At 74.9% G+C, this 12,104-nt stretch carries 10 protein-coding genes; 1 reads left to right on the forward strand and 9 read right to left on the reverse strand.

All coding sequences use genetic code 11. From position 1 onward, the window contains the following. From CWIS_RS17470 to rsmI, 7 genes are all read right to left on the reverse strand, one after another. Nucleotides 1-360 (reverse strand): glycosyltransferase (locus CWIS_RS17470; protein WP_156186561.1); only part of this gene is annotated, 360 nt, incomplete at its 3' end. A 216-nt stretch (nt 361-576) separates the two neighbouring features. Further along, entirely contained in the window at nt 577-3,177 is a 2,601-nt protein-coding gene (locus CWIS_RS05350; RefSeq protein WP_156186560.1) for a LuxR C-terminal-related transcriptional regulator, read from the reverse strand. A gap of 9 nt (nt 3,178-3,186) precedes the next feature. Further along, a complete protein-coding gene (locus tag CWIS_RS17475) occupies nt 3,187-4,041 on the reverse strand; it encodes a hypothetical protein (protein ID WP_053071565.1) in 855 nt (284 codons plus the stop codon). Continuing rightward, nucleotides 4,038-4,343 (reverse strand): hypothetical protein, encoded by a 306-nt coding sequence (locus CWIS_RS05360; RefSeq protein WP_048342222.1) that lies wholly within the window; start codon nt 4,341-4,343, stop codon nt 4,038-4,040. The genes CWIS_RS17475 and CWIS_RS05360 overlap by 4 nt, the downstream gene beginning before the upstream one ends. Nucleotides 4,344-4,515: 172 nt before the next feature. After that, nucleotides 4,516-5,508, reverse strand: a complete 993-nt coding sequence (locus CWIS_RS05365) for a sorbosone dehydrogenase family protein (protein WP_307722642.1) — start codon at nt 5,506-5,508, stop codon at nt 4,516-4,518. A gap of 443 nt (nt 5,509-5,951) precedes the next feature. Next, nucleotides 5,952-6,551 carry an isochorismatase family protein gene (locus CWIS_RS05370; RefSeq protein ID WP_048342223.1) on the reverse strand — a complete coding sequence of 200 codons (600 nt, stop codon included), beginning with the start codon at nt 6,549-6,551 and terminating at the stop codon, nt 5,952-5,954. 196 nt (nt 6,552-6,747) lie between these two features. Then, on the reverse strand, nt 6,748-7,614 hold the full coding sequence (gene rsmI / locus CWIS_RS05375) for a 16S rRNA (cytidine(1402)-2'-O)-methyltransferase (RefSeq protein ID WP_048342224.1): 867 nt from the start codon (nt 7,612-7,614) through the stop codon (nt 6,748-6,750). A gap of 165 nt (nt 7,615-7,779) precedes the next feature. On the opposite strand from rsmI, the gene CWIS_RS05380 reads away from it, so the two are divergent. Further along, on the forward strand, nt 7,780-9,624 hold the full coding sequence (locus CWIS_RS05380) for a dolichyl-phosphate-mannose--protein mannosyltransferase (protein WP_231583672.1): 1,845 nt from the start codon (nt 7,780-7,782) through the stop codon (nt 9,622-9,624). 27 nt (nt 9,625-9,651) lie between these two features. On the opposite strand, the gene CWIS_RS05385 is transcribed toward CWIS_RS05380, so the two are convergent. Together CWIS_RS05385 and CWIS_RS05390 are read right to left on the reverse strand one after the other, a co-directional pair. Continuing rightward, nucleotides 9,652-11,142 (reverse strand): family 20 glycosylhydrolase, encoded by a 1,491-nt coding sequence (locus CWIS_RS05385; RefSeq protein ID WP_048342225.1) that lies wholly within the window; start codon nt 11,140-11,142, stop codon nt 9,652-9,654. 103 nt (nt 11,143-11,245) lie between these two features. Beyond that, nucleotides 11,246-12,104 (reverse strand): bile acid:sodium symporter family protein (locus CWIS_RS05390; protein ID WP_048342226.1); only part of this gene is annotated, 859 nt, incomplete at its 5' end.

Genomic DNA, 12,104 nt, shown 5'->3' on the forward strand with positions numbered 1-12,104 from the left:
CGTCTCGACGAACGCGGGCGCCAGGCGCGTGTCCGCATCGACGACGAGGACGTACTGCGCCGGTGAGGTGCGCAGCCGGACCAGCGCCTGGTCGAGCGCGCCGGCCTTCCGCGCCGTGTTGGCGACGGTCTCGACGACCTCGGCGCCGTGCCTGCGCGCCACGTCGGCTGTGTCGTCGGTGCAGTTGTCGGCGATCACGACGACCCGCTGCGGGGCGCCCGTCTGCTCCGCCAGCGCCGCGAGCGTCCCGCCGATCGCGTCCGCCTCGTCGTGCGCGGGGACCAGCACGACGAGGCGGTCGGGCGGCACGCTCGTGCGCGTGCGCTCGCTCGTCCTCGTCTCGACCTGACCCCCGTGCATCGTGACCGTCCGTGCGTGCCGTGGCGGCCCCCTCGGCCGCGTGTGCCTCCATCGCACGTCCGGCGCACGGGGTGCTCAGCCACGGTCAGGCGCGCGTGAGCAGCGCCCAGCACGCGCGTGAGCACCCGGGGCGCGCCTGGCGGGTGCGCCGGTGCCCGCCGTCGTGCACCGGGATCGCTCGGGAGCCGGCAGGCGGGCGGGACCGGTCCGGAGCCGTCAGACGAGGCGGGCGAGGTCCTCGCGCGACGTCACGCCGAGCTTGCGGTAGATGCGGTACAGGTGGTTGTCGATCGTGCGGTCGCTCACGACGAGGCGCTCGGCCGCCTCCCTGTTCGTCAGCCCGGCTGCCACGAGGCGAGCGACCTCGAGCTCGCGCGGCGTGAGGTCCGCCGTGGGCGCCGCCGACGGCACCAGGAGAGCCAGCTCCTGACCGGACCCCGCGACGAGCTCCGTCAGCCGCGCGGCCTCGTGCACCGCGTCACCGGGCGGGCCTGAGCGGCGCAGCACGCGCACGGCACTCGCGTGCGCGAGGGTCGCGTGCAGCAGCAACCCGCCGGCCCGCAGATCGTCCGCCACCTGCAGCAGTGCGGTCGCCGAGCCCGCGGCCGCGGCCTCGAGGTAGCGACCGAGCAGCGGCAGCAGCGACCCTTGGGCGTCCTGCGCGAGCGCTGCCGCGCGCGCCGCGACCGCGGGGTCGACGTGCAGGTCCGCGAGCAGCGCCGCGTCGAACACCGCGGCGAGCGCCCAGCCCTCGTCGACGAGCCCAGCGACCGCTCGCCACGCCGGAGCTGCGGCCTGCTCCGGGGGGAGGCCGGACGCGAGCGCGAGCGCGGCGTGCGCCGGGCCCGGCCGGGCGATGGGGAAGGGCAGGGCCCGCAGGTCGAGCGCCTCGAGCTGCTCGGTCATGCTGCGCGCGGCCGGCAGGTTGTCCTCGGCGAGCGAGAGGAAGGCCCCCAGGGCGAGCAGGCCCGCGCGCGGCTGCGGGCGCAACGGCGACGGCGCGTTGAGCGCGAACATGATCGTCAGGTGCTCACGCAGGTCCGTGAGCCGGCCCGCGAGCAGCAGGCCGAGCGCAACGGTGTAGCCGTGCGGCTCGATCTCCGCCTGGTCGAGGCCGCCCTGGGCCTCGTCGAACAGCCGCATCGCCGTGGACGTGCCCTCGTCCAGCGCTCCCGTGCACACACGCGCCAGCGGCCCCAGCGCCTCGCCGTCGCGTCGCGGCGAGGTCGTCGGCAGCGCGAGCCGCGCCAGCGCCGTCGCTGCGTCGGCCATCCGGCCCGCGGCTATCAGGTGCTCACCACCGATCAGCGCGACGACCGTCTCGACCTGCGCGTCCGCCGAGCTCGACGACGCGCTCGCGGGGTCGAGCCGGCCGACCAGGTCACTGCCGTCGTCGCTCGGTGGCGGGAACGCTCCCGAGTCGTCGACACCCAGCAGACGCAGGTGCTCCTGCGTCGCGTCGAACAACGCGCTCTGCTCGGGGTGCGCGCGTCGCGCCACGGCGAGGAGGCGGACGGCCGCCGGCGCGTCCCGCAGGACGAGCGCACGGTACGTCGCCTCCCAGGTGAGCACGAGGGCCTGCAGCGGCGCGTCCGAGGGTTGCGCCAGCTCGCGCGACTGGGCCAGCACCATCTCGATCGTCTCGGCAGGTGCGCCGTCGCCGAGCAGCGCGTCGAGGTACATCACGGTCGACCTGCCCGTCGGCTCGCGCTCCCACGCGTGCCGGCGCACCAGCAGGTTCGTCCGCGACTGCTCGCGTAGCAGACGCCCGAGCACCGCCGCCGACTCAGGCGACGTGGACCACCGCAGCGGCGAGCCGAGCACAGCCCGACGCCCACCCGCGACATCCGTGCTCCGGCCGAACGCCGCGCTGATCTGCTCCGCTGCGCGCCGGCCACGGGCTCCGCGGTCAGCGTTCCGCAGGTGGTCCGTGAGCAGCGGCGGGAACAGCGCGACGACGAGCCGCCCCTCGGTCTCGACGAAGCGCAGGAGACCGTGGTCGTCCAGCTGCACGAGCACGGGCCAGGGCACGAGCTGCAGCGCCGCTGCGAGCTCGGTGGGCCCGAGCGCCGCGAGCAGGTGCAGGGCCTCGCGACCCGCCTCGTCCAGCCCTTCCTGCAGTCGACCGACGACGACCGCGAGGGCCGGCGTCACGAGGTCCTGCCGCGCGACCCAGCGTCCGCCCTCCGGCACGACCCGTCCCGCACGCCGGGCCGCGACGACGACCGTCCGCGCGATCCCCGGCAACCCGCCCGAGAGCGCGAAGACCCGGCCGACCACGTCGACGTCCACGCCACCCGGCAGCAGCTCGACCGTCATGCGGTGGACGTCCTCGAACGCGAGCGGGGGCACCGTCAGCAGTGCGGTGTCCCCGACACCCACGGCCACGTCCACGACGCGCGTGCCCGGCACCGGCGGGCGGGACGTCGCCACGACGCTCACGTCGGCACGCGTACGCACCGCCGCGAGGACGGCCGCCGAGGTCTCGTCGAGCCGCTCGGCGTCGTCGACGAGAAGGACGGTGCGCCGGGCGGCCACACGCTGCACGAGCTGGTCCGAGGCCGCCGCGAGCGCGCTCGGTGCGGCAGGTCCGGACAGCAGGCCCGCCAGCGCGAGGGACTCGAGCGGACGACCCTCCCCGCGCACGGCGTCGATCCTCACCACGTCGAACCCGACGTCTGCGACGACGTCTCGCACCTGGCCGAGCAGCCGCGTGCGACCCGACCCGGGCAGGCCGACGACCACCACGTCCACCCGCGACTCGGCGGCCTCACGGACCTGGTCCACGAGGCCTTCGCGCGCGTCCGGGCCGCTCACGTCTCCACCCTAGGGCGATGCGGGCCGCGCGGCCGGGTCAGCCGCGGGCGGCACGAAAGGGGCGATGATCGTCGTGAAGTAGCCGATCATGTCGGTCCTGGTCGCGACCGCGCGCCCCGTGTCGATCGCTCCCTCGTGCTCCAGGAGGCGCCGGCTGGTGCGGATGAACGCGTCCAGCACGTCGTCCGCGAGGCCCAGCAGCGCGCGCACGGTGCGCGCGACCGCGTCGACCAGCGGGCTGATGTGCTCGGCCGCCTTGATCGCGAGCCGCGCCGCGCGGGCAGCGGCGGCCACCGGTCCGCACACCGACGCGACGAAGCACGCGATGATCTCTGCGAGCGTGTCGCGGATCAGGTCGTGCACGGCGCGCACGATCTGCGCGCAGACCCCGACGGCGGCGCCGACAGCCCCGGCCGCTGCCGCGAGCGCCTCGGTGGTCGAGGTCAGGACCGCGCTCGCGCCGACGTAGGCCGTCACCGCCGGCCCGCGCATGCCCGCGGTGTCCTGGCCCACGTCGCTGCGGTAGCGCGCGGCGACGTCGTCGAGCGCCCCGCTGATCGAGCCCCACGTCGCGGCGTAGGCGGCGACCACGTCCGCATCACCCGCGAAAGCGTCGAGCATGCCCTTGAGCGGTGCGACGTGGTCGAGCAGCCAGCCGGCCCCCCAGCTCACCGCCGCACCGAGCGGGTCGAACGCCGCGCCGGCGACCCCCGCACCGAGCGCGAGCCCGGACAGCGCCCCGTCGATCCACGCCCCGCTGTCGAGCGCCCGTGAGCAGCTCACGAGGTCGTCGATCGCGCCGGCGCCCGACCACGCCGACTCGGACGGCACCACGGGAGTCGGCACGACCACCACGCCGCTCATCGCAGCGCCTTGCGGAACGTGGCAGCCACGAGGTCGTCGACCGCGTCGCTGACCGCCGCCCCCGCACGCCCGGCGTCCGCGGCGACGGCGAGCACCCCCGACAGCCCGTCGATCGCGCCTGCGGCGGCCCCCTGCACCAGCGACATCCGCACCCCCAGCGGCGCCAGGACGACGCCGTACGCGAGACGGTCCGCCGCCATCGCGCGGGCGCGGCCCGCGATCCCCGCCACGTCCTGGCCGTGCGCGTCGACGCGTCGCGCGTGGTCCCGCCATCGATCCGTGTCGACCTCGTACCCGTCCATCACAACCCCCTGCTCGTCCGGAAGGTGTCGTGACGGTAGCCGGACGCGGCCGAGCCCCGCGCGGAGCCTGTGGACAACCAGGAGTCACGCACTCACGGCGCGCTCGACGCACCTCGGGCCACCGTCGGCGCCCCGACCACGCGTGCGCTCTCGACGGACGGCCGTGCGCGCGTCAGCGCACGACGACCCGCAGGATCCGGTCGTCGCCGGGACGCGGGTCGCCGCGCCCGTCGGTGTTGTTCGTCGCCACCAGGAGCGACCCGTCGGCGGCCACGGCGACCGCGCGCAGCCGGCCGTGCTCGCCGGTCAGGAGCGCCTGCGGCTCGCCCACCCCGTCGGCGTCGGTCGCGCCCGCGGGCCTCAGCGGCACGCGCCAGAGCCGCTCGCCGCGCAGTCCCGCGACGTAGACGGCCTCGTCGGTCACCGCGAGGCCGCTCGGCGAGGCGTCCGCGGTGGCCCACACGGCCACCGGGTCGACGAACCCCTCGTCGGCCCCGCCCTCGCCCTCCACCTCGGGCCAGCCGTAGTTGCCGCCCGGGTGGATGACGTTGACCTCGTCGAACGTGTTCTGCCCGAACTCCGAGGCGAACATCCGCCCGTCGCTCACCCACCCCAGGCCCTGCACGTTGCGATGCCCGAGGCTCCACACGGGCGAGTCGGGGTCGGGGTTGCCCGGGGCCGGCCGGCCGTCTGCCGTGACCCGCAGGATCTTCCCGCCGAGATCCGCTGGGTCCTGCGCTCGCGCGACGTCACCCGCGTCGCCCGTGCTCACGTAGAGGAATCCGTCCGGCCCGACGGCGAGACGACCGCCGTCGTGGTTGCGCGCCGCGGGGATGCCCGTGAGCACGGCCGTGAGCTCGCCGAGCCTGCGGTCGCGCAGCGTGCCGCGCAGCACGCGGTTGTCGCCGGCCGCCGTCGCGTACAGCGCCAGGTCGATCCCCTCGTCGGACTCCCCCAGCACCGCGACGCCCAGGAGCCCGCCCTCGCCCTGCGGCTGGACGACGTCCTCGAGCTGGTCCGCTCCCGGTCCCGCGACGTCCCGGACCGCACCGTCCGGCGTCACGACGACGAGCCGCGCGGCGTCCCGCAGCGTCACGAGCACGCTTCCGTCGTCGAGCGGCGCCAGGCCCCACGGCACGTCGAGCCCGGTCGCCAGCGTGCTCACCGACACCTCGACCGTGTCCGGCCCCGAGGGCGCGCCGGACGGCGCCGACTCCCCTGCCGACGGTCGGCCGCCGGACGCGCTCGTCGTCCCGGAGGTGCACCCCGCCACGACGCCCGCGACCATCACCACCCCGACGACACCGCGCCACCGCCCGCCCCCGAGACCACCGCGGCCACGCCGCTCACCCCTCGCCCGACCCAGCGACCGCTCCGGCCCCCCGCCGCCATGCCCGGAGCAGCTGCTGGCTCGTCGCTCAGGTCCGGAGCGACGCAGCGACCGCTCCGGCTCACGCCCGGCGAGTCCGGAGTCACCGCTGGGTCGCCGCCGAGCCGCCGCGCGAGCCGGCGATGGCCCAGGCGACGTGGAGGGCTCGGCTGCGCGAGCGCTGGGTCGGTGGTGTGCGGGCTGCGTCGGTGCCGGAGGGACGGGCCGCATCTCGGGCCTCAGTCGGTGACGTCGTCGAACGCCGAGACGCTGTCGACGAGCACGACGCCCGCCGCACGCAGGTCGTCGCGCGCCGCTGCGCCCAGCTCGGGCGTCACCGGCACGGTCAGGTCGGTCAGCACGCGGGTGCGCAGGCCCTCGGCATGCGCGTCGAGCGCGGTCGCGCGCACGCAGTGGGACTCGGCGATCCCGACGACGTCCACGTCCGTCACCCGCTCGTCGCGCAGGATCGCCGCGAGCGCCCGGCCCTGCCCGTCCACGCCCTCGAACCCCGAGTAGGCCGCCGCGTACTGACCCTTGCGCACGCTCGCGTCCGGACCGAGCTCGGCGAGCGCCGGGTGCAGCTCGGCCTCGGCGGTGCCCGCCACGCCGTGCGGCGGCCAGGTGTCGACGAAGTCGGGGTGCTCGGAGAAGTGCGCGCCCGGGTCGATGTGCCAGTCCTGCGTGGTGACGACGACGTCGTACCGGTCGCGCCGCGCGGCGGCGTAGCGCGCGATCGCCTCGGCCACGGCGTTGCCGCCCGCGACCGGGAGCGCACCGCCCTCGCAGAACGTCGGCTGCACATCCACGACGAGCAACGCCCGACGCTCCTGGTCCATCACGCCCTCCTGGCTCGACGCCCTCACTCCGTCGTCCCAGCCTCGCACGCCCTCACCTGCGACACCACGGCTCAGCCTCGGCGACGCGCTCCTGGCGTCCGCAGGTTCGATGCAGCGATGAATGCAGCGATGAATGCAGCGGCGATGCGTCAGCCGCGCACGTCTGCTGCCGTCATCCCTGCCTCCACCGGGGAGGTCAGGGGGCAGGGCGCGAGTGAGCGGCGGGGAGGGAGGCGTCGTAGAGGGTGCGGGTGGGCAGGCCGGCGGCGGTGGCCACCGCACGCGCGGCGTCCTTGAGGCGCTCACCCGCGTCGACGCGGGCGCGGACCTGCGCGACCAGCGAGGTCAGGTCACCGCCACCCGCGGGCCGGGTCGCGCCGCCGACGACCACCACGATCTCTCCCCGCACCTCCCCCGCCGCCCAGGCCACGAGCTCGCCGAGCGAGCCCCGGCGGATCTCCTCGTACGTCTTGGTCAGCTCGCGGCACACCGCAGCGGGCCGGTCCTCGCCGAACGCCTCCGCCATCGCCGCCAGCAGCGCCCCGACACGGTGCGGCGCCTCGAAGAAGACCATCGTCCGGCGCTCGTCGGCCAGCGCCGCGAGCGTCCGCGCGCGCTCCCCCGGCTTGCGCGGCGCGAAGCCCTCGAAGCAGAACCGGTCGGTCGGCAGCCCCGACAGCGCCAGGGCGGTGAGCACGGCGCTCGGCCCGGGCGCGGCCGTGACGGGCAGCCCGGCCTGCACAGCGGCGGTCACGACACGGAACCCCGGGTCGGAGACCGCGGGCATCCCCGCGTCCGTCACCACCACGACCGTCCCGCCACCCGCGACGACGTCCAGGAGGTCTCCCGCGCGCTCCGCCTCGTTGTGCTCGTGGTACGAGACCACGCGACCGCGCACCTCGATCCCGAGGCGCCCGACGAGCGCCCGCAGGCGACGCGTGTCCTCGGCGGCGACGACGTCGGCGGTCGCCAGCAGCTCGCGCAGGCGCACGGAGGCGTCGTCGACGTTGCCGATGGGGGTCGCCGCGAGCACCAGCCGGCCGGTCGAGGCGTCCACGTCCATCCCCCCAGCCTGCCATCGCCGCGCCCGGACGACGGCGGCGCGCCGCTGCACCCGCACCCGGCCCGCGCGCAGCCGCGCACGCGCGAGCGACCGGGGGTGCGACGAGTGCGACGATCCGGAGACGGACGAGTCCCCACGAACTGGTCGCGCCCGTACCATGTCCGCGTGCCGCACACGCATGACGACGCCGTCGACCCCGCCCTGGGCGGTCCCGAAGGGCCACCCGCGCGCGCGACCGGCGCTGCGCGGACGGTCGACGAGGGGCGGGCCACGCCCCCGCCGGGCAGCGACCAGTCGCCGTACGCCATGTCCGACGACGACGTGCGGCGCGCCGACGAGCGCGCCGCAACCGCTGCGGCAGCGGGCTGGCCCTCCACGACGGCCGTCCTGCCGTACCCCGCCGAGCCCGTGGCACCCCCGTCGCCCCCGGACAAGGACGAGCTGCTCGAGCGCCTGCTCGGTCGCGCGTCGCTCGCCCTGGACGCGACGCGCCGCAACCGGCTGATCGGCTGGGCGTGGACGCTCGCGATCACCGTCTTCGCGGGGATCCTGCGGTTCTGGAACCTGGGATCGCCGCACTCGCTCGTCTTCGACGAGACGTACTACGTCAAGGACGGCTGGGCGCTCGTCACGCGCGGCTACGAGGCGGACTGGGGCGAGGACCCCAACCCCGGCTTCGAGTCGGGTGACGACTCGATGGTCGGCACCCGCCCCGAGTACTTCGTCCACCCGCAGGTCGGCAAGTGGCTGATCGGGCTGGGCATGAAGGTCGGCGGCGGCATGGAGTCGTCGTTCTCGTGGCGGCTCGCGGTCGCGCTGTTCGGCACGCTGAGCGTGCTGCTCATGGTGCGGATCGCGCGACGGCTGTTCGCGTCGAACGCGTGGGGCGCGGTCGCGGGCGGGCTGCTCGCGGTGGACGGCCTCGCGATCGTCATGTCGCGCACGTCGCTCCTGGACCCGTTCCTCATGTTCTTCGCGCTCGCGGCGTTCGGCGCGCTCCTGCTCGACCGTGAGCAGGCACGACGACGCCTCGCGGAACGCACCGCGGACGTGCTCGCCGCGGGCGGTGACCTCGGCTGGGGCCCGTCGCTCGGCATGCGATGGTGGCGCGTGGCCGCCGCGGTGCTGCTCGGGCTCGCGATCGGCACCAAGTGGTCCGGCCTCTACTTCCTCGCGGTGTTCGGGCTGCTCACGGTGATGTGGGACGCCACCGCACGCCGGACGGTCGGTGTCCGGAGGTGGGCGGTCGGGGCGCTCGTCAAGGACGCCCTGGTTGCCGGCGTGGTCATGGTGGGCACGGCGTTCGTCGTCTACGTCGCCACGTGGTGGTCGTGGTTCACGCACCCGCAGTCGTGGGGCCGCAACTGGGCGGCCGAGCACCCGGGCGAGGGTCTGACGTGGCTGCCGGGGCCGCTGCGCTCGCTGGCCGACTTCCACGTCCAGATGTGGAACTTCCACAAGGGCCTCGACACGCCCCACACGTACGAGGCGCACCCGCTGGGCTGGATCGTGCAGTGGCGGCCCACGTCGTTCTACTGGGGCGACGTGGCGAACCTGACCGGCGCCGAGGCGCAGGACGCGTGCGGCACGGACCACTGCGCGCAGGCGATCCTCGCCGTCGGCAACCCCATCCTGTGGTGGGCGGGGGCGGCCGCGATCCTCGTCGCGATCTTCTGGCTGATCCGGTACCGCGACTGGGTCGCCGGCGCGGTGCTGTCCGGGCTGCTCGCGGGCTGGGTGCCCTGGTTCTTCTTCGCAAGCCGCACGATCTTCGACTTCTACGCGATCGCGTTCACGCCCTGGGTGGTGCTCACGCTCGTGTACGTCCTGACGCTCATCGTCGGTCCGCCCACGCTGCCCGACCGCGCCCGGCGCGGCGCGATCATCGGTGTCGGGGTGTTCCTGGGGATCGTCGTCGCGGTGGGCGTCTACTTCTACCCGATCTGGGCGGGCTGGGTGGTCCCGTACGACTTCTGGCACCAGCACATCTGGATGCGCCAGTGGGTCTAGCCGGCTCCACGCGTGGCGCGGCCGAACCTACCGGCGGGGAGCGGAGCGCCAGTCGACCTGGGGGCTGGCGTACCAGCGCAGACCGATGCGGTTCCACAGGTCGCTGTGGTGGGCGACGCGCGTGCGGAAGTCCTCCCAGTCGCGGCGCTCGGGAGCGGTCCACGCGACCTCGGCGACGGCCGCGAGGCGCGGCAGCAGCATGGTCGTGAGCCCGTCCAGGTCGCGGATGGTCTCGGTCCACACGGCGGCCTCGACGCCGATCACGGCGTCCGCGGGCACGCCGTCGATCAGCGTCGTGGGCTCCCACTCGTAGGCGTCACGCAGCTCGATGTGCCCGGCCCACTCGAGGCCCAGCTCGGTGTGCTCGTCGTACTTCATGTCGAGGTACGCCTTGGACCCGGGCGACATGAGGAGCTTCGCGCCGGCGTGGGCGGCCGCGACGAACGGGGCGGCCTCGACGCGCGTGTCCCAGTACTGCACGACCGTCCCGGGCTCGAGCGGGGTCGTCGCGATCTCCTGCCAGCCGACGACCTTCTTGCCGGCCGCGCGCACGGCAGCGGCAGCCTGCGCGACGAGCCGCGCATACTCGTCGTGGTCCATGGTCAGGACCTCGTCGCCGCCGATGTGCACGTACTCGCCCGGCGTCATGGTCGCGACGTCGTCGAACACCGCGCGCAGGAACTCGGAGGTCGCCGGCAGGTCCGCGTACAGCCGCGAGAAGCCGACCTCGATGCCCGTGTACGCGTCCGTGGGGACGCCGTCGGGCGTGAGCTCGCCGTACGCATGGGTCGCGGCGTTGACGTGACCGGGGACGTCGATCTCGGGGACGACCGTGATGCCGCGCACGGCGGCGTACTGCACGAGGTCGCCGAAGTCGGTGGGCGTGTAGTAACCGCCCGGGTCGCCGCCGACCGACGTGCCGGACGACTTGCGCGCCAGGTGCGGGCGGGACGGGACGTGCAGGCGCCAGCCCTGGTCGTCGGTGAGGTGCAGGTGCAGCACGTTGAGCTTGTAGTGCGCCATGAGCCCGATGACGACCTTGAGCGAGTCGACGGGCAGGAAGTGCCGGGCGACGTCGACGGACAGGCCGCGCCAGCCGAACCGCGGCGCGTCGTCGATGCGGACGCAGGGCGCGCGCCACGAGCCGTCGCCGTTGTGCTCGAGGACCTGCCGCAGCGTGACCACGGCGTGCGTGAGCCCCTCGGACGTGCGCGCGACGGCCTCGACGCGCTGGGGCGTCACGACGAGCCGGTACGCCTCGTCGCCCTCGAGGAGCCCCGGGTCGTCGGCGACGATCCGCAACCGGATCACGTCGCGCGCGCCGCGCGCCTCGTCGCTGTAGCGGACCTCGATCGCCTGTCCGGTCACGCGGCCCAGGAGGTCCGCAGCGAGCACGCCGTGGGCGATCAGGTCCGGACGCGGGTCGACGACGACGGTCGTGGACTCACCGACGACGAAGGCCGCCCCGTCCTGGGTCTCACAACGTGCGGGACGGGGGACGATCCCGAGCTGGGTCACGGTGCTCCCTGAGTGCGATCGCGTGGCGCAGCCGCGCGGACGGTGGTGCGCCGACCCGCACGGGCAGCGGCTGACCGAGCCGGGCGAGTCGTCAGGCGGCACGCTACCCGACCGCGCCGAGCCGCCGGGCGACCACGGCGCACGTCGCGAGCTGGATCTGGTGGAACACGATCACCGGCAGCGCGACGCTGGCCGCCACGACGGGCGAGAACAGCACCGCGGCCATGGGCAGGCCGGTCGCGAGGCTCTTCTTCGACCCGCACATGAGCAGCGCGATGCGGTCCCCGCGGTCCAGTCCGATCCGCGCGCCGCTCCACCACGTGAGCGCCAGCATCGCCGCGAGCAGCACGGAGCACACGACGACGAGCGCACCGAGCGCCGCGAGGGTCACGTGGTCCCACGCGCCGGTGGCCTGCGCCTCGCTCACCGACGTGTACGCGACGAGCAGGATGACGAGCCGGTCGCACACGCGCGTGAGCAGCGGTCGCGCGCGCAGCCACGGCCCGAGCCACCGCTCGACGAGCTGGCCCGCGACGAACGGCAGCAGGATCTGCAGCACGACCCCGCGCACCGAGCCGGCGTCGAGACCGCCCGTCGTCGCGCCCAGGAGCAGCGTGACGAGCAGCGGCGTGAGCAGGACGCCGACGACGTTGGAGATCGTGGCGCCCGTGATGGCGCCCGCGACGTTGCCGCGCGCGAGCGACGTGAACACGATCGACGCCTGCACGGTCGACGGCAGCAGCGACAGGTACAGCAGCCCGGTCTGCAGCTCGGGCGCGAGGAACGCGTCGGGCACGAGCTGCGCCGCGAGGCCGAGCACGGGGAACACGACGTACGTCGCGGCGAGCATCGAGCCCTGCAGGCGCCAGTTGCGCAGGCCGCGCAGCACCTCGTGCGTGGGCATGCGCGCGCCGTACAGGAAGAACAGCACGACGATCGCGCCGGTTCGCACGACCTCGAGC

Origin of the sequence: Cellulomonas sp. A375-1, assembly GCF_001040865.1 — a bacterium.
In the GTDB taxonomy this organism is placed as follows: Bacteria; Actinomycetota; Actinomycetes; order Actinomycetales; family Cellulomonadaceae; genus Cellulomonas; species Cellulomonas gelida.

Coding starts and splice junctions, on each gene's coding strand:
- CWIS_RS17475 (WP_053071565.1), bottom strand. CDS start 4,041: ATGAGCGGCGTGGTGGTCGTGCCGACTCCCGTGGTGCCGTCCGAGTCG.
- CWIS_RS05360 (WP_048342222.1), bottom strand. CDS start 4,343: ATGGACGGGTACGAGGTCGACACGGATCGATGGCGGGACCACGCGCGA.
- CWIS_RS05370 (WP_048342223.1), bottom strand. CDS start 6,551: ATGGACCAGGAGCGTCGGGCGTTGCTCGTCGTGGATGTGCAGCCGACG.
- rsmI (WP_048342224.1), bottom strand. CDS start 7,614: ATGGACGTGGACGCCTCGACCGGCCGGCTGGTGCTCGCGGCGACCCCC.